Annotated in this window: 1 protein-coding gene; it reads right to left on the reverse strand. The window is 66.4% G+C overall.

The genetic code is table 11. From position 1 onward, the window contains the following. Nucleotides 1-36: 36 nt before the first annotated feature. Nucleotides 37-993 (reverse strand): PAS domain-containing protein (locus tag EN964_RS35550; protein WP_127277523.1); only part of this gene is annotated, 957 nt, incomplete at its 5' end.

Consider the following 993-nt stretch of genomic DNA (forward strand, 5'->3'; position numbering starts at 1 on the left):
GCGCTGCGCGCATATCACCGAGAACGGCAAGAAGGGCTATGTCTGCATGCCGGGGCCGGCGACATGTTCCTGGCCGCGTCTGAGCGCCCAGCAGTCTTCCGGCGCGAATTGCGTGGCGCTCGAGCGGACGTCGCCCCAATGCGCCATCTCTTCCACCAGATTGCGCGACGCGCTGGTCAAGTGGACGGTTCCGCTCAAACCACCGAGGAACTCGGCCATGGCGGTGCCGACCACCGAGAACGCTTCCGGGAAGGTGACGCAGGCCTGCAGCAGTTCGCCAAGCTTCACCAGACGGGTCGTGGTTTCGGACTTTTCGTGCAGTTCACGGTTGAGGAGTGCCAGCTGATCGGCACGCTCGTTGACCACTCCCTCCGCACGGCGCAGCTCGCTGATGTCGTTGAGCGTAAGGACGAGGCCGCCTTCGGATCGGCTGAGCGGACCGCAACTGGCGATGACCGGCAGGTGCGAGCCGTCGGATCTGGCCAGGCGCACTTCGCCCTGCTGCTGGCGGCCCGTGGCTAGCGCCATTTCGATGGGAGAAGCGCCGGCGGCGAACGCGCCGCCTCTGGGATCGCGAATGGTCAGCACCGAATCCCATTGCTGCCCGACGATCTTGTCGGCACGCCGCCCGATCATCATTGCCGCCGCCGGATTGGCGCTGGCGATGCGGCCGTCCCCGTCTAGAACCGCGATGCCTTCGGCAGCCGTCTCGACGATGTCCTCGACATGCGCACGCGCCGACGCAAGCTGGTCCGCCATCGTGTTGAAGCCATCGGCCAGCTGCCCGAATTCATCGTTGCGGGCGTGGCTGATGCGCGTCATGGCATTGCCTTTCGCCAGCGCTTCCATGCCGCGCATCATGTCCCCGAGGCCAGAGCTGAAACGGCGGAGCAGCTGCCATGCAAAGCCGACCGCGACCAGCACGGCGGCCGCCGCGCTGAGGCCAACCAGCCGGAGCAGGCTGTCGGTGCTTTGTTCGGCGGCATGCAGAAC

It is taken from the genome of Mesorhizobium sp. M7A.F.Ca.CA.001.10.2.1, from assembly GCF_003998575.1.
Lineage (GTDB): Bacteria > Pseudomonadota > Alphaproteobacteria > Rhizobiales > Rhizobiaceae > Mesorhizobium.